Annotated in this window: 19 protein-coding genes and 1 tRNA gene; 10 read left to right on the top strand and 10 right to left on the bottom strand. The window is 70.6% G+C overall.

The window, feature by feature from the left end; all coding sequences use genetic code 11:
- Positions 1-324: 324 nt before the first annotated feature.
- Positions 325-1,089: an extensin-like domain-containing protein gene (locus tag AC1MGR_RS07890; protein ID WP_480234746.1), complete on the top strand. Its 765-nt coding sequence runs from the start codon at positions 325-327 to the stop codon at positions 1,087-1,089.
- 70 nt (positions 1,090-1,159) lie between these two features.
- Positions 1,160-2,485 (top strand): L,D-transpeptidase family protein, encoded by a 1,326-nt coding sequence (locus tag AC1MGR_RS07885; RefSeq protein WP_480234230.1) that lies wholly within the window; start codon positions 1,160-1,162, stop codon positions 2,483-2,485.
- Here the strand turns inward: AC1MGR_RS07885 and AC1MGR_RS07880 are convergent.
- Genes AC1MGR_RS07880 through AC1MGR_RS07870 form a run of 3 tightly spaced genes read right to left on the bottom strand, consistent with a single transcriptional unit; the run spans position 2,472 to position 5,268 of the window.
- Positions 2,472-3,209 carry an ABC transporter permease subunit gene (locus AC1MGR_RS07880; protein WP_108034516.1) on the bottom strand — a complete coding sequence of 246 codons (738 nt, stop codon included), beginning with the start codon at positions 3,207-3,209 and terminating at the stop codon, positions 2,472-2,474. The genes AC1MGR_RS07885 and AC1MGR_RS07880 overlap by 14 nt on opposite strands.
- Complete coding sequence (locus tag AC1MGR_RS07875) at positions 3,206-4,354, bottom strand: ABC transporter permease subunit (RefSeq protein WP_480234229.1); 1,149 nt, start codon at positions 4,352-4,354, stop codon at positions 3,206-3,208. The genes AC1MGR_RS07880 and AC1MGR_RS07875 overlap by 4 nt, the downstream gene beginning before the upstream one ends.
- Before the next feature lie 35 nt (positions 4,355-4,389).
- Positions 4,390-5,268, bottom strand: a complete 879-nt coding sequence (locus AC1MGR_RS07870) for a glycine betaine ABC transporter substrate-binding protein (RefSeq protein ID WP_480234228.1) — start codon at positions 5,266-5,268, stop codon at positions 4,390-4,392.
- 366 nt (positions 5,269-5,634) lie between these two features.
- Here AC1MGR_RS07870 and AC1MGR_RS07865 point away from each other — a divergent pair, with 366 nt between their 5' ends.
- Positions 5,635-6,024: a response regulator gene (locus tag AC1MGR_RS07865; RefSeq protein ID WP_108034514.1), complete on the top strand. Its 390-nt coding sequence runs from the start codon at positions 5,635-5,637 to the stop codon at positions 6,022-6,024.
- A 2-nt stretch (positions 6,025-6,026) separates the two neighbouring features.
- Here AC1MGR_RS07865 and AC1MGR_RS07860 read toward each other — a convergent pair whose 3' ends face one another.
- Together AC1MGR_RS07860 and rsmI are read right to left on the bottom strand one after the other, a co-directional pair.
- A complete protein-coding gene (locus AC1MGR_RS07860; protein ID WP_480234227.1) occupies positions 6,027-6,407 on the bottom strand; it encodes a YraN family protein in 381 nt (126 codons plus the stop codon).
- On the bottom strand, positions 6,397-7,365 hold the full coding sequence (gene rsmI, locus AC1MGR_RS07855) for a 16S rRNA (cytidine(1402)-2'-O)-methyltransferase (protein WP_480234226.1): 969 nt from the start codon (positions 7,363-7,365) through the stop codon (positions 6,397-6,399). The genes AC1MGR_RS07860 and rsmI overlap by 11 nt, the downstream gene beginning before the upstream one ends.
- Before the next feature lie 121 nt (positions 7,366-7,486).
- Here rsmI and AC1MGR_RS07850 point away from each other — a divergent pair, with 121 nt between their 5' ends.
- Positions 7,487-8,701 carry a penicillin-binding protein activator gene (locus AC1MGR_RS07850; RefSeq protein WP_480234225.1) on the top strand — a complete coding sequence of 405 codons (1,215 nt, stop codon included), beginning with the start codon at positions 7,487-7,489 and terminating at the stop codon, positions 8,699-8,701.
- Positions 8,702-8,716: 15 nt separating this feature from the next.
- Here AC1MGR_RS07850 and hemW read toward each other — a convergent pair whose 3' ends face one another.
- From hemW to rph, 3 genes are read right to left on the bottom strand one after another with little or no spacing between them, the layout of a single operon-like run.
- The gene (hemW, locus tag AC1MGR_RS07845) at positions 8,717-9,895 is read right to left on the bottom strand and encodes a radical SAM family heme chaperone HemW (RefSeq protein WP_480234224.1); all 1,179 of its coding nucleotides are present in this window, start codon (positions 9,893-9,895) and stop codon (positions 8,717-8,719) included.
- A 49-nt stretch (positions 9,896-9,944) separates the two neighbouring features.
- On the bottom strand, positions 9,945-10,577 hold the full coding sequence (gene rdgB / locus AC1MGR_RS07840; RefSeq protein WP_108034509.1) for an RdgB/HAM1 family non-canonical purine NTP pyrophosphatase: 633 nt from the start codon (positions 10,575-10,577) through the stop codon (positions 9,945-9,947).
- Positions 10,574-11,302, bottom strand: coding sequence for a ribonuclease PH (gene rph / locus AC1MGR_RS07835; RefSeq protein ID WP_108034508.1), 729 nt, complete (start codon positions 11,300-11,302; stop codon positions 10,574-10,576). Before rph ends, rdgB begins: the two co-directional genes overlap by 4 nt.
- Before the next feature lie 291 nt (positions 11,303-11,593).
- On the opposite strand from rph, the gene hrcA reads away from it, so the two are divergent.
- A complete protein-coding gene (gene hrcA / locus AC1MGR_RS07830; RefSeq protein WP_181259582.1) occupies positions 11,594-12,649 on the top strand; it encodes a heat-inducible transcriptional repressor HrcA in 1,056 nt (351 codons plus the stop codon).
- A 64-nt stretch (positions 12,650-12,713) separates the two neighbouring features.
- Here the strand turns inward: hrcA and AC1MGR_RS07825 are convergent, their stop codons facing one another.
- Positions 12,714-13,652, bottom strand: a complete 939-nt coding sequence (locus AC1MGR_RS07825) for a DUF1236 domain-containing protein (protein ID WP_480234223.1) — start codon at positions 13,650-13,652, stop codon at positions 12,714-12,716.
- 295 nt (positions 13,653-13,947) lie between these two features.
- On the opposite strand from AC1MGR_RS07825, the gene AC1MGR_RS07820 reads away from it, so the two are divergent.
- The 3 genes from AC1MGR_RS07820 to AC1MGR_RS07810 all read left to right on the top strand — a co-directional run bounded on the left by AC1MGR_RS07820 (position 13,948) and on the right by AC1MGR_RS07810 (position 16,773).
- A complete protein-coding gene (locus AC1MGR_RS07820; protein WP_108034505.1) occupies positions 13,948-15,306 on the top strand; it encodes an MFS family transporter in 1,359 nt (452 codons plus the stop codon).
- 368 nt (positions 15,307-15,674) lie between these two features.
- Positions 15,675-16,448, top strand: coding sequence for a YfdX family protein (locus AC1MGR_RS07815; protein ID WP_480234222.1), 774 nt, complete (start codon positions 15,675-15,677; stop codon positions 16,446-16,448).
- A gap of 124 nt (positions 16,449-16,572) precedes the next feature.
- Positions 16,573-16,773 (top strand): hypothetical protein, encoded by a 201-nt coding sequence (locus AC1MGR_RS07810; protein ID WP_146180436.1) that lies wholly within the window; start codon positions 16,573-16,575, stop codon positions 16,771-16,773.
- A gap of 31 nt (positions 16,774-16,804) precedes the next feature.
- On the opposite strand, the gene AC1MGR_RS07805 is transcribed toward AC1MGR_RS07810, so the two are convergent.
- Positions 16,805-18,649 (bottom strand): chloride channel protein, encoded by a 1,845-nt coding sequence (locus AC1MGR_RS07805; protein ID WP_480234221.1) that lies wholly within the window; start codon positions 18,647-18,649, stop codon positions 16,805-16,807.
- Positions 18,650-18,858: 209 nt separating this feature from the next.
- Between AC1MGR_RS07805 and AC1MGR_RS07800 the strand changes: the two genes are divergently transcribed.
- Both AC1MGR_RS07800 and AC1MGR_RS07795 read left to right on the top strand, forming a co-directional pair.
- Positions 18,859-18,935: transfer RNA gene (locus AC1MGR_RS07800), tRNA-His, on the top strand.
- 209 nt (positions 18,936-19,144) lie between these two features.
- Positions 19,145-20,359, top strand: a complete 1,215-nt coding sequence (locus tag AC1MGR_RS07795) for a transglycosylase SLT domain-containing protein (protein ID WP_108034502.1) — start codon at positions 19,145-19,147, stop codon at positions 20,357-20,359.
- The last annotated feature ends 125 nt before the right edge of the window (positions 20,360-20,484 follow it).

Here is a 20,484-nt window from a genome sequence, read left to right as displayed (position 1 = left end):
GCAAATGCGGGCCTGTGGCCGGGGGCGACACGGTGACGGTTTCGTCTCTGGATTGACCCTCAGAACGACCCCCTCGAACCCCGGGACCCTCCCGACCGTTACAGGATGTCCGAAGGCCCGGACCAGATGGGACACGCCATGCGCCACCGATCCGCCTATCGCCTCGCCGGAGCCGCGACCCTCATGCTCGTCGGCGAACTCGCGATGCCGGCCGCTGTTTCGGCACAGGAGACGCCGGACCAGGAGACTTCGGCATACGGAACTTCGGCACACGGACCTTCGGCCCAAGCGAAGGGCGTGCCCTCGGATGCCACGGCGATCCCGATGCCGCCGCCGGCACCCCCGCCGCGTCCGGCGGACCTCGCGACGCCGGCCCCGGTTGACGCGCCGCGCCCGCCCGAACGACCGGCGGAGCTGTCCCCGCCCACGGAGGCGGCCAAGGCGCGCGAGCCCGAGCCCGTGAAGCCCGCGGAGGGGGCGGAGGTGCCGGCGCCGCCCCCGCGACCCGCCGAACTCTCCGCCCCCGCCCTGTCCATCACCGTCGCACCGGTCGACGACAGCGCCTGCCGACGCCGTCTGGAGCGCCTCGGTGCGCGCTTCGAGCCCCTGCCGGCCATCGCGAACGGTCAATGCGGCGCGGCCAAGCCCCTGAAGGTCACGGCGCTCGCCGACGACCTCGCCCTGGCCCCGCCGGTCACTCTCGTCTGCGAAGCAGCGGAATCCCTGGCCCGCTGGGCGACGGAGGCCCAGGTCGCCGCCGAGCGCGACCTCGGCCAGCCGCTGAGGGGGCTGACCATCGGGACCTCCTACGAGTGCCGGGGCCAGAACCACGATCCCGACGCCAAGCTCAGCGAGCACAGCTTCGCCAACGGCGTCGACGTGATGGGCTTTACCTTCGCCAATCGTCCGGCTGTCGCGGTGCTGGCCCTGCCGGAGGGAACGCCGGAGGCGACCTTTCTGGCCGCCGTGCGCGGGCGGGCCTGCGGGTTCTTCCGGACGGTCCTCGGCCCGGGCTCGGACGCCGCCCATGCCAACCACCTCCACCTCGACGAGCGGCAGCGGAATGCCGGCCACCGCCTGTGTCAGTGAGGGGCGGAACGCCAGCGGGCTCAACGCGCTTACTCCTGCGCCCTCAGGCGGATAGCGCGGGAGTTCTTCGGTGATCAGGTACCCTTCGACACGACTCGGCGGCGGCCTCGCCGCCCTCGCCCTGGTCGCCCTGGCGGGCGGCGCACAGGCCGAGACGAAGGACAAGGCGGAGGGCCCCGTTCTGACCCGTGAGGCGGTGGAATCCGCCGCCCTTGCGCCGGCCGAAGACGCCGCGAAGGCTGACGCAAAGGACGAGGAACCGAAGACGGGCACGGCGAAAAAGCCCGACAAGGCCGAGGCCACGGGCGAGGCGGCCAAGCGCAGCGGCGCCAAGCGGCCGGAGGCATCCCTCGTGAAGGCGCAAATTCTCCTCGACCGGGCCCACTTCTCACCGGGCGCCATCGACGGCCGGGAAGGCGACAACCTGCGCGGGGCCCTGGCGGCCTTCGCCAGCGCCAACGGCCTGAAGGCCGAGCCGGAGATCGCGCCGGACCTCGCCGACAAGCTCCAGGCGACGAGCCGCGATCCGGTGCTCGCCGAGTACACGGTCACGGATGCCGATGCGGCGGGACCCTTCGTCGAGAAGATGCCGGCGAAGATGGAGGATCAGGCCGACCTCGACGCGCTCGGCTATACCAGCCCGCGCGAGATGCTGGCCGAGCGCTTCCACATGGCCCCGGACCTCCTGAGCGCGCTCAACCCCGGCGCGGATTTCGGCAAGGCCGGAACGGTGATCCTGGTCGCCGCGGTGAAACCCCTCGAGACCGGCAAGGCGACGGCCGAGGAGAAAGCCGCGAAGAAGCAGGCCAAGGAGGCGGCCAAGGAAACCGGCAAGGAAACCGGCAAGGAAACCGGCAAGGAGTTGACCAAGGACGCTGCGAAGGAAGCCAAGCGCGACGACGGCAAGGCGACGGATGCGAAGGCAGAGATCAAGGCGGGAGGTGCGCCAGCGGCCGACGGCGGCGATGGCGATCGGAAGGATGTGACCCGCATCGAGGTCGACAAGGAGAGCCGCAACGTGCGGGCCTTCGACCGGGACGGCAAGCTCGTCGCGTTCTACCCCGCCTCGATCGGGAGCGAGGAGAAGCCGGCGCCGTCCGGCGAGGCCAAGGTCGAGGGCGTGGCCTACGCGCCGACCTACACCTATAACCCGAAATACCAGTTCGCCGGCGTGAAGGCGAAGACCAAGTTCACGATCCCGCCGGGGCCGAACAACCCGGTCGGTGTGGTCTGGATCGATCTGTCGATCCCCTCCTACGGCATCCACGGCACCCCGGAACCGGAGAAGGTCGGCAAGACCGAATCCCACGGCTGCATCCGCCTGACGAACTGGGATGCGCGCGATCTCGCCAACCGCGTCAGCCGCGGCGCGCAGGTGGTGTTCAAGGACGAGTAGCGCGCCATGCACCGACGCCCGCCAGCAGCGCGGCGTCGGCTAGAAAGGCCAGGGCGGCCGTGGCGGCGGTGCCCTGGAGCATCGCCACGGTGTTCTGGTTCTGCAGGCCCGCCACGATCGGCGTCCCGAGGGTCGAGGCCCCCGCCAGGGCACCGACGGCGGCGGTGGCGATGGCCAGCACCAGGGCGGTGCGCAGAGTCTCGACGATGTCGGGGGCGGCCAGGGGCAGTTCGATCCGCCACAGGATCTGGAGCCGGGTCAGGCCGATCGCCCGTCCCGCCTCGCGCACCTCCGGCGGCACCCCCGCGAGGGCGCCCGCCGTTCCCCGCAGGACCGGCATGATGCCGTAGGCGACGAGGGCGAGCAGCGTCGGGGGGCCTCCGAACCCGAGGATGGGCAGGGCGAGGGCGACCACGACCACCGGGGGCACCGCTTGAGCGGCTGCCGCAAGTCCGTCGATCGCCGGCCGCCAGGGTTCGGCGAAGCGGCGGGTGACCAGGATGCCGAGGCCGATCCCCAGGGCGGTCACGAGGGCGAGGCCGGTCCCCGCAAGGGCGAGGTGCGCGCCCGCCAGGGCGAGGAGGCGCTCCAGCGACAGGGGCCGCCGCGCCGACTCGCCCAGGGCCTCGGTGATCCAGACCGCCACGGCGGGGTGGCTGGCCCCGGCGAGGCAGAGGCCCATCAGCGCGAAGCCGAGGGCTGCGGAGATCCGTGACGTCCTCATGCGTGCCACCGCCGCCGCGTCGCGGCCTCCAGCCGGCTGAGACCGCGTTCGGCCAGCAGCGAGAGCCCCACCACGGGGATCGCCCCGAGGAGGATCAGGTCGGGGGCGAACTGCGCCATGCCGTCGAACACGATGCGGCCGAGGCCACCGGCTCCGACGAGGGCGCCGAGGGTGGCGAGGCCGAGGCCCTGCACGGCTGCGACCCGCACGGCCCCGACGAGGATCGGCGCCCCGATCGGCAGGCGAACCCGCGCCAGGACCTGCCCCCGCGAGAAGCCGAGGGCTTCGGCGGCCTGGAGGGTGTCGACGTCCGGCGCCCGCAGGGCCAGGGTCAGCCCGCGCCAGAGCGGCAGGGCCAGATAGGCGGCGATGGCGATGATGGCGGGGACGGGCCCCAGGGCCGAGAGACCCAGCTCCCGCAGGGCCGGGACGAAGCGGAGGAGGCCCGACATCAGGGCGACCATCGCCCCGAGGAGGGCGACGGCGGGCACGACCTGCAGCCCGCCGAGAACCAGGGCGACCACACCCTGCCCCCGCTGCAGCAGGATCAGCCCGACCGCGAGGAAACCCGCGAGAACCAGGGCGGCGCCTGCGAGGGCGAGGTGCTCTACGATCGCCGCATTCACCGTCGCGCGCCGCGCCGCGTACTCGACTGCGAGCGAGAGGGCATCGAAGGTCCCCGCCCCCCAGAGCACGGCGAACGCGAGTCCCAAGCCGAGGCCCGCGGCCAGGCCGAGACCCGGTCTGCGGCTCCGCCGAACCGCGAGGCCCAGGGCGCCGGCGAGGAGGAACAGGCCCAGCCAGGATCCCGCGCCGAGACTGGCCCGGCCGGCCGGCGGAAGCCCCGCGAGGGCGCGGGCGGCGGCCCCGCCGAGGCCAATTCCGAAGGCCAGGATGGCCAGGACGAGCAGGAGCGCGACGATCGACGCAGGCGCGCGCCGTCGCGGGACCAGGAGGACGACGGAAAGAGCGCTCAGCCCGAGGACGACGGCCCCCGGGCCGCCGAGCAGCATCAGGCCGCTCAACGGGTCCCCGAGCGCGAGCCGGTTCCGCGCGATGGTGAGAATGGGCAGCCAGGTCAGCGCGAGCACCAGCGCAATCAACCATGTGGTGCCGAGGAGCCACGGAAGGCGGCGCCCCATCATGATCGCCCGCGGCGTGCCTCCTGGTTTCCCCGGCGTCACGGCAGGAGCCCGTTCTCGGACAGGAACCGGGCCGCCACCGCTTCGGCCACCTCGCCGTCGACGGTGATGCGGGCGTTCAGGCGACGCAGCGTCTCGGCATCGAGGCGGCTGAACACACGCGCCAGGGCGGGCGCGATTTCGGGATGTCGGGCCAGATCGGTCTGCCGGATCACGGGTGCCACCTCGTAGACGATCTGGGCACCCAGGGGATCGCTCATGACGGTGAGGTCGAGGGCCGAGAGGGCCCCGTCGGTGCCGTAGACCATCCCGGCATTCACGCCGCTGATCTCCTGCGCGGCCGCCCGCGCCGTGACGGAGGTGTCGCCGCCGGGCAGGCTGACGATGCGGTCGAGGGGCAGGGAGAAGCCGTAGGCTGCCTCGAAAGCCGTAAGCGCCGCGGGGCTCTCCACGAACTCGGTGGAGGCGGCGAGCCGGATGAGGCCGCGGCGAACGACACCGGCGAAGTCGGTCATCGTGGCCAGAGCCTCGCGCCGCGCCAGCGCCCCGTTGACGGCGATCATCCAGGTGTTGTTGGCCGGCGCCCGGGTCAGCCAGACGAGGCCACGCTCGGCGTCGCGTCGGCGGATGGTGTCGTAGGCGCCCTGCGGCGACTTCCAGACCGGATCGCTCTCCGTACCGGTGAAGAAGGCGCCGTTGCCGGTATATTCGGGATAGACCGAGATCTCGCCGGACAGGAGGCTGTTGCGCACGATCAGGGTCGGCCCCAGCCCGAGCTTGCGCAGGACGGGCAGGTTCAGCCCCTCCAGAACCTGGGCGATCATGGCGCCGGTTAGGGCGCCCTCGGTGTCGCTCTTCGAAGCCACCACGAGGGGTGTCTCGGCCGTGGCAGGTGCGACCGCAGGCAGGCTCGACACGGCAAGCCACGTGACCGCCGACCGTCGCGTCCAGTCTCGCACGCCGGGCCATCCGATTAACATAGGTTGTTGGTGTCCCAGGGGGGCGTGCCTACCGGTAAGCGTCGATGGCGCAGAAATGTTTCAGACCATAACATTGGTGGCCTGCCGACGGCCTTTGACGACGGTCAGGTGCTTGACACGCCCTGCGGAACGGGCGACGGCTCGCTCTGCGCCGGGCCGTTCAGCGGGCCTTGCGGTCTCGCTCTGGCCCTGCATCATTCGCAAGGCGCGAGGCCGATCGCACACGGTGGGAGCGAACCCCTGAGCGTCTTCTGCGGAAGGCGTTCCGGAATTCCAGACAGATCGAAGGGAAGAAGCCCCGGCGTGAGTGCTCAAGTGGACGAAGACCTTCTCAACGGGGCTCGCGTGCTTGTCGTCGAGGACGAGGCTGCGATTTCGATGCTGCTCGAAGACATGCTGCTCGATTTCGGTTGCACCGTCGTCGGACCCGCCGCGCGCCTGTCGACGGCCCTCGAGATGGCGCAGAACGAGAGTTTCGAGGTCGCCATCCTCGACGTCAACGTCGCGGGCGAGCCGATCTACCCGGTGGCCGAGGCCATCGTGAACCGCAACCTGCCGATCGTGTTCTCGACGGGGTACGGCGGCGCGGGCATCCGCGAGCCGTTCCGCGAGCGTCCGGTCGTGCAGAAGCCGTTCAGCCAGGCCGACCTCAAGCGGACGCTGATCGCGGCCGTCGCCGCTGCGCGCGCCTGACATCATCGGATCGGGAAGGCGTCGGCCACGTGCCGGGGCCAGGCCCAGGGTGAGACGAACACCGCGTCCGCCCGGAAGGTCGCCGCGTCGGTGTTCGGGTGCCGGCTGATCCAGGCCCGGACCGCCCGCGAGAACCGCGCCACCTTGCGGGCGTCGATGGCCTCCTGGGCTGCTGCCAGCGTGCTGCGCGCCTTCACTTCCACGAACGCGATCGTCGCCCCGCGCCGGACGATGAGGTCGATCTCGCCGCCCGCCGCGCGAAAGCGCGATCCAAGGGGACGGTAGCCCTTCAGCATCAGGGCGAGGAGTGCCAGGGTCTCGGCCGTTCGGCCGCGCAGCTCGGTGACGCGCCGGCGCTCGGCCGCAGGACCCTCAGGTCTCATCGTCACGCCGGGCCAGGGCCAGGGCGCGGGCATAGACCACCCGGCGGGGCTGGCCGCTCTCTTCCGCCACCAGGGTCGCGGCGTCCTTGATCGAGTGCCGGGCGAGCGCCGCCGTCAGGGCCGCGTCGAGGCCAGCATCCGTCTCCGCCGCGTCGGGCGCCTCGTCCTGCGTGCCGATGATCACCACAACTTCACCCTTCGGCGCGCCCTCCTCCGCGTAGCGCGCGGCGAGGTCTCCGAGGCTGCCGCGCCGAATGGTCTCGTAGAGCTTGGTCAGCTCGCGGGCGATGGCGGCCGGACGCGTGGCCCCGAGGACCTCCACGGCGTCCACCAGCATCTCGGGCAGGCGATGGGGGGATTCGAACAGCACGAGCGTCCCGGGGATGCGCCCGAGCGCCTCGAACCGGTTGCGCCGGGCGCCGGATTTCGCCGGAAGAAAGCCCTCGAAGAAGAACCGGTCGGTGGGCAGGCCCGCGGCCACGATGGCGGTCATCACCGCCGAGGGGCCGGGGATGGGCGTGATGCTGAGGCCGGCCTCGATCGCCGCCTGCACCAGTTTGAAGCCCGGATCGGAAACGAGGGGCGTCCCTGCATCGGAGACCAGGGCCAGGGCCTCGCCGGCCTGCATCCGGGCGATCATTCGCTCGCGCACGGCCGCGTTGGAATGCTCGTGATAGGCCACCAGCGGCGTGGTGATCCCGTAATGCATCAGCAGCGTTCGGGTGACGCGGGTGTCCTCCGCCAGGACCGCGTCGGCGGCGGCCAGCGTCGCCAGGGCGCGGAACGAGACGTCCTTCAGGTTGCCGATCGGGGTCGCCACCACGTGGAGGCCCGGCTCGATCGCCTCGGCTTCGGCGGCGAGCCCGAAGGCCGTGAAGGTGGCGGGTGGGCGGGCGCCGGAACCCGTCGCGCTCGGGTCGCGCCGGCGCCGGGTCCGCGTGTCGTTCTTCTGGGTCATGGCCGGGACCTTGCCACGATCGGGGCCTCCTGCGGAATGCGTGCCGGGGTGTCGGCTCACATTTACTTTTGGCGCCTAGGCTGCAAGCGTGGGTCGTCAGCCGGCGACAGGGGGGCCACCGATGACGCGCACGAACAGGCTGAAATCCGGGCTGGTCGGGATCGCGACCCTTTTCCTGCTCGCAGCCTGCGTCGGCGGACCGGATGGCGGCGGCCGGTTCTCGAACCGGGTTCCGGCGCCCCAGGCGGAAGCTCCCGCGGCCGACGCACCGGTCCCCCCGGCCGGAGGGCGTATCGGCACCGGCGCGGTCAAGGTCGCCCTGGTGGTGCCGCTCACCGGACCGGGCTCGGCGGTGGGCACGGCGATGCGCAACGCGGCCGAACTCGCGATCGAGGATTTCCAGAAGCCCGACCTGCAGATCCTCGTGAAGGACGACCGTGGCGCGCCGGACGGCGCCCGCGAGGCGGCCCAGGCCGCCGTGGCGGATGGGGCCGAGCTGGTCCTCGGCCCGCTCTTTGCCGCTAACGTCCAGGCGGCGGCGGGCGTGGTCCGCGCGGCGGGCAAGCCACTCATCGCCTTCTCGACCGATGCCGGGGTGGCTGCCCGCGGCACCTATCTCCTGAGCTTCCTGCCCCAGGCCGAGGTCGACCGGGTCATCGACGAATCCGTTGCGTCCGGCCGCAAGTCCTTCGCGGCGATGATCCCGGATTCAAGCTACGGCAATGCCGTGGAGGCCCAGTTCCGAGAGGCGGTGGCCCGCAAGGGCGCGCGCCTCGTGGCGATCGAGCGCTATCCGGTCGGCAATCCCGCCGCCGCCATCGGGCGCCTCGGCAGCCTCATCACCGGCCCGGCGGCCCAGGCCGACGCCCTCTTCCTGCCGGACACCCCGGACGGGCTCGCCGCCGTCGCCCCGGCCCTGACCAAGGCCGGGTTCTCGCCCGGACGGGTCCGGCCGATCGGCACCGCCGTCTGGAACGATCCCCGAATCTTCGCCCTGCCCGCCCTCCAGGGCGGCTGGTTCGCGGCACCGGACGCCGCCGGATTCAACGGCTTCTCGCAGCGCTATCAGGCGCGCTTCGGCTCGGTGCCGCCGCGGGTCGCCACCCTCGCCTACGACGCGGTCTCCCTGATGGCGGCCCTGTCGCGGCAATTCGGTTCGCAACGCTTCGCCGACACGACGCTCACCAATCCCTCCGGCTTCTCCGGCGTCGACGGGACCTTCCGGTTCCGGCCGGACGGCCCGAGCGACCGGGCCCTGGCGGTCTACGAGATCCGCTCGGGCGCGCCGACCGTCGTCAGCCCGGCTCCGCGGACCCTCGGCCCCTCCGGAACCTGACCCTCCGGAGCCGGATCAGGCGGCGAGTGCGGCTACCACGGCGTTCAGCACCGGCGCGCCGGCGGGCGTCGCCGCGATGCGGCCATCCGAGCTGCGGGCGATGAGCCCTTCGGCGACGAGGTCGTCGATCCGGCCGGCCTCGAGGGTTCGTCCCTTCAGGGCGGCGTAGCGCCGGGGGTCGATGCCCTCGCGCAGGCGCAGGCCCATCATCAGGAATTCGTCGCCCTGGTCCGAGGCGGCCAGCGCTTCGGTCTCGACGATGCCGTGGCCCTGCGCCTCGACCCGGGCGAGCCAGGCCTCCGGCGCCCGCTCCGTGACGGTCCCGATCCGTCCCGCCCCTTCGACGAGGCGGCCATGGGCGCCCGGGCCGATGCCCGCATATTCGCCGTAGCGCCAGTACAGTAGGTTGTGCCGCGACTCGGCGCCCGGGCGTGCGTGGTTCGAGATCTCGTAGGCCGGGAGCCCGGCCCGGTCGCAGACCTCCTGGGTGACGTCGTAGAGGGCCCGGGCGGAATCGTCGTCGGGCGGGACCAGCTTGCCGGCGGCGGCGAGGCCGAAGAACGGCGTCCCCGGCTCGATGGTGAGCTGATAGAGCGACAGGTGCTCGGCCGCGCGGGCGATGGCGCCCTCGAGCTCGGCCCGCCAGGCGGCCGGGCTCTGGTCCGGCCGCGCGTAGATGAGGTCGAAGGAGTAGCGCTCGAAATGCGCAGCCGCGACCCGCACCGCCGCCATGGCCTCGGTCGCGCTATGCAGGCGCCCCAGCTGCTTCAGCGAGACGTCGTCCATGGCCTGCACCCCGAGAGAGACCCGGTTGACCCCGGCCGCACGATAGCCGCGGAAGCGCTCGGCCTCGACGCTCGTCGGGTTGGCCTCCAGGGTGATCTCGACGCCGGGCGCCACGCTCCAGGCCTGCCCGATGGCGTCGAGCAGGCCCGCCACCGTGGCGGGCTGCATCAGCGAGGGCGTGCCCCCGCCGAGGAAGACGCTCGACACGGTGCGGCCGGGCGTGCGCGCGGCCACGTGGGCGATCTCGGCCTCGAAGGCTTTGAGAAAGCGGCCCTCGTCCACGGGCGCGTGGCGCACGTGGCTGTTGAAGTCGCAATAGGGGCACTTCGAGGCGCAGAAGGGCCAGTGCACGTAGACCCCGAACCCCGCATCGCGGGTCGGGTGGTCCGGGCCTGTCGGTTCGGTCATGACGCGGATGTGCGCGCGGGACCGCCGTTTGGCAATCCCGCCGCCGGCCTCAGGGACGCCGCAGGCAGGTCTGGGCCAGAAGCACGAAGGCGCGGGCGCGATGCGACAGCGCGTTGCCCGTCTGCCAGTCGACCCCGTGCTTCTCCTCCGAGGAGATCTCCCCGAAGGTGCGGTCGTAGCCGTCGGGCAGGAACATCGGATCGTAGCCGAACCCGCTGGCACCGCGGGGCTCGACCAGCTCGCCGAAGACCCGGCCCTCGAAGGTCTCGGTGTGACCGTCCGGCCAGGCGATCACCAGGGCGGATACGAAATGCGCCCGCCGGGTGGTGGCGCCGCGCTTGTCGAGCTCCGAAGCGATCCGTGCCATGGCGCCGGCGAAATCCTTGGACGGACCCGCCCAGCGCGCCGAGAACAAACCGGGTGCCCCGTCCAGCGCGTTGACGCAGAGACCGGAATCGTCGGCGAAGGCGGGCAGGCCCGAGGCGGTCGCGGCGGCGAGCGCCTTGATGGCCGCGTTCTCGGCGAACATCGTGCCGGTCTCGTCGGGTTCGGGCAGACCGAGCTCGCCGGCCGAGACCGCATCGACGCCGAAGGGCGCCAGCAGCTCGCGCATCTCCACGAGCTTGCCGGCATTGTGGGTCGCGATGACGACGCGACCGGTGAGGATGCGGTGCTCGCTCATGCGGAGGCTCCCTGCGCCACGGCCTGCTTCTGGAGGGCGACGAGGGACTGGATGCCGCCCTTGGCGAGGCGCATCAGCTCGAACAGCTCCTCCTCCGAGAACGGCTTGCCCTCGGCAGTGCCCTGCACCTCGACGAGGCCGCCGGTGCCCGTGATGACGAAGTTGGCGTCGGTCTCGGCCCCGGAATCCTCGGCGTAGTCGAGGTCGAGGACCGGCTTGCCCTTGTAGATGCCGCAGGAGACCGCGGCCACGTGGTCGCGCAGGGGATCGACCGAGATGATCGAACGGCCGCGCATCCAGGTGAAGCAGTCGTGTAGGGCGACCCAGGCGCCGGTGATGGCGGCGGTACGGGTGCCGCCATCGGCCTGGATCACGTCGCAATCGACGGTGACTTGGCGCTCGCCGATCGCCGGCAGGTTGGTGACGGCCCGAAGGGAGCGGCCGATCAGGCGTTGGATCTCCTGGGTCCGGCCCGAGGGCTTGCCGGAATTCACTTCGCGCCGGGTGCGTTCGTGGGTGGCGCGCGGCAGCATGGCGTATTCCGCGGTGACCCAGCCCTTGCCCGAGCCGCGCAGCCAGCCAGGACCGCGCTCTTCGAGGGTCGCCGTGCACAGCACCTTGGTGTCGCCGAAGCTGACGAGGCACGAGCCTTCGGCATGGCGGGAGACGGCGCGCTCCAGGGTGACCATGCGCAGTTCGTCGTTCGCGCGCTTCGAGGGCCGCATGCCGCTCTCCTTTCGATGGTGATGGAGTGCGGCTTTACGGTTCCGGCTCCCGGCCGGCAAGCGAGGCCGGGCGGATTGTGGGCGGTGCCGGCGGATCGGTGCCGGTGGTCCCGGCAGCGGGTCGCAGGCGCGGAACGCTGTCCGCGGCCAAGCTGTTTCCCGTGTTCCTCCCCGCTTCCTTACAGGGATGGCGGCGGGGAGCATTGTGTAAATCACGGGAGACCGTCACACTCTCCACCTCAGGAATGGACCGTGACAGAGCCCGCCCGCCCCTTTTCGACATCCCAGCAGATGCAGGTTCTCAGCGCGCTGAACGAACGCTCGCGCGAAATCTTTCGGCAGATCGTCGAGAGCTATCTCACGACCGGTGAGCCGGTCGGCTCACGCAACCTCGCGCGCATCCTGCCCATGGCCCTGTCGCCGGCCTCGATCCGGAACGTTATGGCGGATCTCGAGCATTCCGGGCTGATCTTCGCGCCCCACGCCTCGGCCGGCCGTCTGCCCACGGAGCAGGGCCTGCGCTTCTTCGTGGACGCGATGCTGGAGCTCGGCGATGTCGGGCGGGAGGAGCAGGAGCGGATCGAGGCTCAGATGCGCGCCGCCGCCTCGGGCCACACCTTCGATTCCGCCCTGGCGGAGGCCTCGATGCTGCTCTCGGGCATCTCCCGCGGGGCCGGCGTGGTGCTCACCACCAAGACCAACGTCCACCTCAAGCACATCGAGTTCGTCCGCCTAGATCCGACCCGGGCGCTGGTCGTCCTCGTCTCCGATGACGGCTCCGTGGAGAACCGCCTCCTCGACCTGCCGGCAGGCCTGCCGGCGGGCGCCCTGCAGGAGGCCTCGAACTACCTGAACGCCCGGCTCCAGGGCCGGACCCTGGGGACGCTGCGCGCCGAGATCGAGTCGGGCCGGCAGGCGATGAAGCGCGAGCTCGACGCCATCACCGAGCGCCTCGTGGATGCGGGGCTCGCCGTCAGCGTCGGCCCGTCGGATGCGCGCCAGCTCATCGTGCGCGGGCAGGCCAACCTGCTGGACGACCTGCGGGCCGCCGAGGACCTCGACCGCATCCGCCTGCTGTTCAACGACCTCGAGACCCAGAAGGACGTGATCGAGCTCCTGTCCCGGGCCGAGGGCGGCGAGGGCGTGCGCATCTTCATCGGCTCGGAGAACAAGCTGTTCTCGCTTTCCGGTTCGTCGATGATCGCGGCCCCGTTCCGCGACGGCTCGCAGAAGATCGTCGGTGTTGTCGGGGTGATCGGGCCGACCCGCCTGAACTATGCCCGCATCGTGCCGATGGTCGACTACACGGCCCGGGTGGTCTCCGGCCTCCTCGATCGCAAGCGCTGACGCCGAAACGCGAGAGGGCGGAGCCGTGAAGCCCCGCCCCCTTCAAATGTCCTGAACGCTCGGATCAGCCGCGGATCACGTCGACGATCTCGTAGGTGTCGGGATCGACGATGACGATGTCGTCGTCCACCAGCACGTAGCGATAATCCTCGTATTCCGGCGCGATCCGGATGATGTCCGGCGGCAGGTCGTAGAGGGTGTAGCTGCGGGCGATGGCCGTGCCGACGGTGAGCGCGAAGGCTCCGGCGGCCAGGCGCGGGATGCCGCGGCGGAACACACTCTGGCGGAACTCGGTGCGCTGCGGCGCGCCGAGGCGGCCATAGGCACCCCGGACAGCGCCGCGATCGCCGCGATCACCACGTCCGCCCCGGCCCTCGCGCTCGACGCGACCGTCACGACCACCGCGCTCGTCGCGGTCGGCCCGGCCACCGCGCTCGTCGCGGTCGGCCCGGCCACCGCGCTCGTCGCGGCCGTCCCGGTCCGCCTTCCCATTTCGGTCCGCCTTGCCGTCCCGATCAGCCTTGCCGTCCCGATCGGCCCGGCCATCGCGTGCCGCGGCGCCGCCGTCCTCGCGACCGCCACGCTCGCCGGCCGCCTGGCCCGGACGACCGTCCTGTCGCGCGCCGCCCTCGGCGCCGCGGCCACCGGGCTCGCCGCGCTGGGCGCCACCGGCTGGGCCGGCCCCCGTCTCCGCACCGCCTGCGCCGCCGCGCATCCCAGCGCCGCCGCCCGCACCACCGGCCTCGCCGCCGCGCATGCCGGCGCCGCCGCCCGCACCACCGGCGCCGCCACGCATCCCGCCACCGGCGCCACCGGCGCCGCCCCCGCCAGCTCCTCCTGCACCGGCGCCGCCGCCAGCGCCCATGCCGGCACCGCCGCCTCCGCCGCCGGCACCGCCTGCCCCGCCACCAGCACCGCCACCCGGGCCGCCCTGCGCAAACGCGCTCGCAGCGCCAATCACCAGGGCCGCCGCCGTCACCGTGCTCCGAAAGAGCTTGCTCATGGGATCGCTTCCACTCTCGTTGCTGCCAGACGCCGCTCGACGTCGATGCCGTCCGCAACGAGGAGCTTGGAGAAACCGTTCCCGCTTTTCTTGCGCTGATCTTAGAGCGCACAATCTCGAACCTGATGGACTATTCCAGCCAAGCTCAGGCGACCATCTTCCACAGCCTGGTTTCATCGAGATCTTGTGATGTTGCTGCAACCCGCTGATCGCCCTTGTGAAATTCGCCTCAGTCGGTAACGTCCGACCAAAGCAAGCCGCGAACGGTCTTGCTCAGGGAATAGGGACGGAACGTATGACAGGTGGCGCCGGGACCATCGTATCGAAGGCGGACGAAGCCGCCGACAATCGCCGCCGGATCAAGGCGATCGTCGCCTCTTCGTCGGGCAATCTGGTCGAATGGTTCGACTTCTACTGCTACGCGTTCTTCGCGCTCTACTTCGCGCCGGTGTTCTTTCCCGCCGGTGACAGCACCAGCCAGCTCCTGCAATCGGCCGCGGTGTTCGCGGTGGGCTTCTTCATGCGCCCGATCGGCGGCTGGCTGTTCGGCCGCATCGCCGATCGCCTGGGCCGCAAGACCTCGATGCTGATCTCGGTGCTGATGATGTGCGCCGGGTCGCTGATGATCGCGGTGCTGCCGACCTACGCGACGGTCGGGCAACTCGCGCCGGCCCTCCTGCTCCTCGCCCGGATGATCCAGGGCCTTTCGGTCGGCGGCGAGTACGGCACCAGCGCCACCTACATGAGCGAGATCGCCGTGAAGGGCCGCCGCGGCTTCTTCGCCTCGTTCCAGTACGTCACCCTGATCGGCGGCCAGCTCCTCGCCTCGCTGGTGCTGATCATCCTCCAGAGCTTCCTCAGCGCCCAGGAACTCACCGCCTGGGGCTGGCGCATTCCGTTCGTCATCGGCGCCATCGCGGCGGTGGTGGCCCTCTACCTGCGCTCATCCCTCGACGAGACTGCGACCAAGGAGGACATGGCCAAGAAGGATTCCGGGACCTTCTCGGCCCTGTTCAAGCATTGGCGCGCGTTCTGCGTGGTGCTGGCCTACACCGCCGGCGGCTCGCTGAGCTTCTACACCTTCACGACCTACATGCCGAAGTACCTCTTCAACACGGCGCATATCGACAAGGTCACGGCCTCGCAGATCTCCACGGCCGCCCTGTTCGTCTACATGATCATCCAGCCCTTCTTCGGCTGGCTCTCGGATCGGATCGGCCGCAAGGCCAACATGCTGCTCTACAGCGGCCTCGGCACCCTGATGGTGGTGCCGCTGATGACCGGCATCGGGTCCACCCAGAACCCGGTCCTGTCCTTCGCGCTGATCATGATCGGTCTGGTCGTCATCAGCTTCTACACCGGCATCAGCGGCATCGTGAAAGCCGAGCTGTTCCCCACCCAGGTCCGCGCCCTCGGCGTCGGCCTGTCCTACGCCATCGCCAACTCGCTGTTCGGCGGCACCGCCGAGATGGTCGCGCTCTACCTCAAGCAGCTCGGCTCCGAGAGCACGTTCTTCTGGTACGTGACGATCATGCTCGGCATCGCCTTCATCGCCTCGCTGATCATGCCGAACCCGAAGCGGCACGGATATCTCGATGGTGACGGCACCGTCGAGGAAGCGCTGACCCGCAAGACCCGGCTCTCGGCCGCCTGACCGATCCCACCTTCGAAGGAACGACCGGCACGCGGTGAGCGATCACCGCGTGCTTTTTTGATCCGCTTGGTAGCAGACTCACGTTTGCCTCGAGCCGCCCCCTCGACGGGCTTTCTGTCAACGAATATTTGATGAACCGAACCTGACCAAACTTTAAGATGACACCGCACATGGTCGGGACCACATTCGCCTCAGAAGAGATCGCCAGCGCAGGTAGATCAGCTTGATCAGGGATCCGGGCGCAGCTCTTCTTCGGAGGTATTGCGATGAATAAGACAAGAACAGTTGCCGCTTTCCTTGCCGCAACCTCGCTCCTCAGCGGTGTGGCATTGGCCAACGATGCGGTGAAGCCCGCGACGGCGCCGCCGATGTCAGCCGCGCAGCAGGCGGCGGACAAGGATGTGGGCAGGCTGTCGAAGGACGGTGCCCAGGCCTTCCGCGATCTGCACCTCGCCCGCATCGCCATCTTCGATGCCGATCCCACCCTCGCCAAGACCCTGATCGGCAAGGCGCAGGCGTCGCTGGCCAAGGCCAAGACGGACGAGGCCGTCTATACCAAGGCGGAGGCGGAGCTGCGGAGCCCCGACAAGCACGCCGCGATGGCGAGGGCGGCCGACGCGAAGGCTTCCGACGCGCAGGCCGCGGATGCCAAGACCGCGGATGCCAAGACCGCGGATGCCAAGACCGCGGATGCCAAGACCGCGGATGCCAAGACCGCGGATGCCAAGACCGCCGACGCGAAGACCGCCGAGACGAAAGCCTCCACGCAGCCCACGGCATGGCTGCCCGTCGACGGGCAATTGACCCTCGGCGAGGATTTCGTCGCGACGCCGACCAAGGCGGCCGCGGTGGCGACCGCGAACAAGAGCCTCGAAAAGGGCGACCGCAAGTCGGCCATCGACCAGCTCAAGCTCGCCGGCGTGGACATGAACTTCGTCCTGGCCGTCGTGCCGCTGAACCAGACGACGACGGAGGTCGACCAGGCGGCGAGTCTGATCGGACAGGGCAAGTATTACGAGGGCAACGCCCTCCTCAAGAAGGTGGAGGACGGCGTGCGGTTCGACGTGGTCAACGTGTTCGGAACGCCGCAGAAGGGCGCAGCGCCCGCAGCGACCACCGGTTCGACCGCCGCGCCCAAGTAAATCTCGCATGCGGTTCAGACTCTGATCCGACCTTTCCGGCGCCGCGTCCCACGGAGGGCCCGGCGTCGGCCTTCGGCGCGCCCGCCCTGCGGTGGGCGCTCGTCCTGCTTCGGAGCGCACTTCCATGAGTATCGGGATCAGCCTCGGGCTTATGCTCTCGGCCATCGTCACCGGTTTCGGTGTCGTGCTGGTCTCCGGCCTCGCCGGTCATCCCATCGACGGGCAGCTCCCGAGCGACTGGGGCTGGAGCCTCCTCATGATGGGCGGGGCGAGCCTCTTCGCCTTCGGCTATGCCGGCTGGCGCCGGGCCACCGGGCGCCCCTGAAGGCCGGGAGCGCCCCTGCTCCGCCGGCTCTTCAACTCGTCTCGCCCAGAACCGCCCGGCGCTGCCGATCCAGCTCCTCGCTGTAGCGCTTCAGGGTGTGGCTCTCGGTGAGAAGACCGATCACCTTGCGGCTCTTCAGGTCCTCCACCACCGCCAGGGCCTCGCTCTCCGTCCGGTCGAAGATCGCCGTGGCGATCTTGGCGTTCATGTCGGCGGTGAGGACGTCGTCGGTGTGACGCAGGAGGCCGGCAAGACCGGGCGCCTCGGCCTCCGCCTCCTGCAGGGCCGCATGGGCTTCCGGCACCAGGATGATCCCGGCATACCGTCCCTGCCCGTCCACCATCACCACCCGGGAGGGCGAACCCAGCGGGTGCTTGCGCAGGAAATTGACGAGGCCCTGGTCGAGGGTGGCCGTCGGCACCTCGCGGCGCATGAGCTTGCCCACCGTCAGGGTCCGGATCCAGCCGACATCGTGCGCGCTGCGGATGCTCTCGCCGCGCAGGTGGAAGCGCCATGTCGCGAAGGAATAGCCGAAGGTCTTCCGCACGGTCAGCGACGAGGCGATCACCGCCACCAGCACGAGGCCGGCGATCGGGAAGCTGCCGGTGAGTTCGAGGGCCAGGAACGTCATCGTCAGTGGTCCGCCGATCACCGCCACCGCCAGCGCGCTCATGCCGATCACCGCGTAGGCGAGCGGGGTCAGCCCGAAGCTCGCGAGGCCGGGCAGGATCATCGGCATGCCGGCGGCGAAGATCTCGCCTGCGATCGCGCCGAGGAAGAGCGAGGCGAAGAACAGGCCGCCGCGGAAGCCCGACCCGATGGAGATCGCCGAGGCCGTCGCCTTGGCGACGAACAGCAGGATCAGCGCCGACAGGCCGAGGGTGGTGCCGTGGCTGTCGAGGTGCAGGTGCAGCGCCCCGTGCCCGCCGGAGAGGACCTGCGGCGAGGCGAGGAGCGCCAGGCCCCCGACGCACAGGCCGCCGAGGACCGGCACGCAGAGGGTCGGCAGCCGGGTGGCGCGAAAGCCCGCCTCCACCAGGGTCACGCCGCGCATGATCAGGATGCCGAGGCCGGCACAGATCAGGCCGAGGGCTAGGCTCGGGACCGTGTCGAGGGTGGTCAGGACCGTGGTGGTGACGGCGTCCGCCCGCTCCACCGTGACGAGGGAGGTCTGGGCCACCAGGGCGCGGGCGACGACGCTGCCGCAAAGGGCGGCGACCACCACCGGGGTCAGGGTGGCGATGGAATAGGTGCCGATGATAAGCTCGAAGGCGTAGAAGGCGCCGGTGAGCGGAGCGCCGAAGGCCGCCGCGATCGCCGCTGCCGCCCCGCAGCCGACGAGGGTCCGCTGGTCGGCCCGGCGCAGCTCGAAGGACAGGCCGAGCCGCGAGGCCAGTCCGGCGCAGAACTGCGTGTAGGCCGCCTCCATCCCCACCGAGATGCCGCTGCCGTTGGAGATCGTGTTCTGGATCACCACGATGGTCGAATCCCGGATCGACATCCGGCCCCCATGCAGGGCGTTGGCCTCGATGGGATCGACCACCGGGCGCCGGGTCCGTCGCTGCCAGCGCAGGGCGAGGGTGAACAGCGCGAGCAGGACGCCGCCGAAGGCCGGCGCCAGCAGGACCACGAGCGGCGGGAGATCGGTGGCCGCGCTCAGGCGCAGGCCCGGCGGCAGGCCGTAGAGCAGCTCCCGCAGGGCCTGCGTCGCGCGGTTCATCCCTGCCACGGCGACGCCGCCGCAGCATCCGATCAGGGCCGCCAGCACGATCAGACCGATCTCGCTCCCGCGCACCAGGGCGCGCAGCTGCCCGGGCGCTTGCACGAGCACCTGCCGGGCGAGCGGCGGACGGGAGGGGGTGGAGAACGGTGGCATCGACCGATGACCGGGAGCGTGCGCCGAGGGACGCGCGCGGGGGATGGCTCTGCGCACGGCTTAGCCTGTCGGCGACCCCGGCGTCGACCGCCCGCCTCCGTCGACCGCCTGGCGCCACGAAGGCGACGGGCGACTGGTCCACACTTTTGCCGACGATCGGCCGAAGGCGGCTTGAAATGCGGCGCGGGTCGGGATAGATCGCCCGCAGTGCCGCTGTAGCTCAGTTGGTTAGAGCGCTTGATTGTGGATCAAGAGGTCCCCCGTTCGAGCCGGGGCAGTGGTACCATTCCTTCCCGATGATGTTCGTGCGGCGGTCGTGCTCCGGCATGGCCGCGTTCGGCGTTTCGCGTCACGGCCGCTCCGGCCGCGATGTGCGAAAACGCTCTGGACACCGTGCCAATCTTGCCACGGGATTGCCCCAAACTGGGCCGTGTTGTCGCCACATCTGTCAAGCTAATCTCAATCCGTCGCCAGGGAACGGGTTGGGTCGCGCAGATGCAGGGTCGAAATGTCGGATCGTCACGGACCGTCTTCGCCAAAAGCCCCGTCGCCAAGGGTGCGCTCGCCAAGGGTGCGCTGACCAAGGGCTCGCTCGCTCCCCGCTCCGGCCTCGGTGCCGCCCCGTCGACCTCCGATGCCCTGACCCTCGGAGGCCGCGTCGGCCGCGATCACGGCAGCCGCCCCGCCCTCACCCGCTCGGTGCTCTCGATGCTGCTCCTGGCCGGCGGCCTCGGCGGCGTCCTGGTCTACGGCGTCGGGCCGGATACCGGCGTGGTGCAGTCGGCCCAGGCGATGACCGAGATCACCATGCCGCGGCCACGCATCCAGCCCGTCCCGGTCATCCTGCAGACCTCCGCCCAGGCGAGCGCGATCGCCCCCCGCGCGGTGATCACCGCCGCCTCCGCATTCGCCCCGGTCCACGACCTCGACACCGAACTCGGCTCCAACGCGGTCGACCGCGTCTCCTACGATTATCTCCTGACGGAGAGCTCGGTCGGCGACCCGAACGAGGTGCTCGAATTTGGTCCGATGAAGATCCGGCGCCACCTCGTGCAGAAGATCGTCCGTGCCGCCCAGGCGGTGGAGACCGATCCCGTCCTGCTGATGGCTGTGGCCGACAAGGAATCGAGCTTCAAGACCGAGGTCCAGGCCCAGACGTCCTCCGCCACCGGCCTGTTCCAGTTCATCGAGCGGACCTGGTTCGGCGTGGTGCGCGACTTCGGACCGAAATACGGACTCGCCGGGGATGCCGCCCTCGTGGTCGCGGGCGACAACGGGCGCCCCACCGTCCTCGATCAGGCCGACCGGACCCGCATCCTCGAAATGCGCCGCGATCCCTACCTCTCCGCGCTGATGGCCGGCGAGATGCTGAAGCGCGACGCCGCCCGCATCGCGCTGCGCATCGGCCGCGAACTCACCCTCGGCGAAGTCTATCTCGCCCACTTCCTCGGCCCGGACGATGCCGAGGACTTCCTCGCCACCGTGGTCGACAAGCCGAAGGCCGCCGCCGCGCAGATGCTGCCCGGCCCCGCCCGCGCCAACAAGACGATCTTCTTCGCCGCCCAGCGCGGGCGCCGGAAGGCCGTCAGCCTGTCCGTGGCGCAGGTGCACGAGAAGTTCGAAGCGATGATGAGCACCCGCGGCGAGCGCTACCGCGACGTGCGCTCGGTGGCCGGCATCCTGGCCTACGCCGACGCGACGGTGGACTGACGAAACGCACAGCGCGGACAGCGGCGGGGATGATTTCCCGCAACTGACCGTGTCCTCCCGGCTTTAATGTCGGCGAGCCGCGTCCGGCTCGCCTCGAGACACACACCGCGGAGGCCCTGCTTGCC

It is taken from the genome of Methylobacterium sp. BI1 (assembly GCF_056680125.1).
The sequence above is the reverse complement of the archived record's forward strand: the minus strand, read 5'-3'. Positions and strand labels throughout refer to the sequence as shown.

Excerpts from the sequence above, each read along its gene's own strand:
- AC1MGR_RS07890 (WP_480234746.1), top strand. The coding sequence starts at position 325 with ATGCCGCCGCCGGCACCCCCGCCGCGTCCGGCGGACCTCGCGACGCCG.
- AC1MGR_RS07880 (WP_108034516.1), bottom strand. The coding sequence starts at position 3,209 with ATGAGGACGTCACGGATCTCCGCAGCCCTCGGCTTCGCGCTGATGGGC.
- AC1MGR_RS07875 (WP_480234229.1), bottom strand. The coding sequence starts at position 4,354 with ATGATGGGGCGCCGCCTTCCGTGGCTCCTCGGCACCACATGGTTGATT.
- AC1MGR_RS07860 (WP_480234227.1), bottom strand. The coding sequence starts at position 6,407 with ATGAGACCTGAGGGTCCTGCGGCCGAGCGCCGGCGCGTCACCGAGCTG.
- rsmI (WP_480234226.1), bottom strand. The coding sequence starts at position 7,365 with ATGACCCAGAAGAACGACACGCGGACCCGGCGCCGGCGCGACCCGAGC.
- AC1MGR_RS07850 (WP_480234225.1), top strand. The coding sequence starts at position 7,487 with ATGACGCGCACGAACAGGCTGAAATCCGGGCTGGTCGGGATCGCGACC.
- hemW (WP_480234224.1), bottom strand. The coding sequence starts at position 9,895 with ATGACCGAACCGACAGGCCCGGACCACCCGACCCGCGATGCGGGGTTC.
- rdgB (WP_108034509.1), bottom strand. The coding sequence starts at position 10,577 with ATGAGCGAGCACCGCATCCTCACCGGTCGCGTCGTCATCGCGACCCAC.
- rph (WP_108034508.1), bottom strand. The coding sequence starts at position 11,302 with ATGCGGCCCTCGAAGCGCGCGAACGACGAACTGCGCATGGTCACCCTG.
- hrcA (WP_181259582.1), top strand. The coding sequence starts at position 11,594 with ATGCAGGTTCTCAGCGCGCTGAACGAACGCTCGCGCGAAATCTTTCGG.
- AC1MGR_RS07825 (WP_480234223.1), bottom strand. The coding sequence starts at position 13,652 with ATGAGCAAGCTCTTTCGGAGCACGGTGACGGCGGCGGCCCTGGTGATT.
- AC1MGR_RS07820 (WP_108034505.1), top strand. The coding sequence starts at position 13,948 with ATGACAGGTGGCGCCGGGACCATCGTATCGAAGGCGGACGAAGCCGCC.
- AC1MGR_RS07815 (WP_480234222.1), top strand. The coding sequence starts at position 15,675 with ATGTCAGCCGCGCAGCAGGCGGCGGACAAGGATGTGGGCAGGCTGTCG.
- AC1MGR_RS07810 (WP_146180436.1), top strand. The coding sequence starts at position 16,573 with ATGAGTATCGGGATCAGCCTCGGGCTTATGCTCTCGGCCATCGTCACC.
- AC1MGR_RS07805 (WP_480234221.1), bottom strand. The coding sequence starts at position 18,649 with ATGCCACCGTTCTCCACCCCCTCCCGTCCGCCGCTCGCCCGGCAGGTG.
- AC1MGR_RS07795 (WP_108034502.1), top strand. The coding sequence starts at position 19,145 with ATGCAGGGTCGAAATGTCGGATCGTCACGGACCGTCTTCGCCAAAAGC.